Genomic DNA, 219 nt, shown 5'->3' on the forward strand with positions numbered 1-219 from the left:
CGCGAACGTGCCGTCGGTGAAGGTCGCGGTGCCGACGACACCGGGGGTCAGGCCGAGCGAGGTGATCGCGTCGACGAAGGACGCGTCCACGGCGACCTGGGTGTCGACGCCGTTGCTGAGGTCGGCGATCGACGCGGCGGGCGTCGACGCGGCCGAGGGCTCGGAGGACGACGAGCTCGACGAGGAGGACGTGTCGGTCGAGGTGCCGGAGTCCATCGA

General features: G+C 71.7%; 1 pseudogene. It reads right to left on the bottom strand.

The features are described 5' to 3' along the window. Positions 1–219 (bottom strand): annotated as a pseudogene (locus ASL10_RS16235) (hypothetical protein); the annotation flags it as partial.

This window comes from Frigoribacterium sp. Leaf8 (assembly GCF_001421165.1).
Classification (GTDB): Bacteria; Actinomycetota; Actinomycetes; order Actinomycetales; family Microbacteriaceae; genus Frigoribacterium.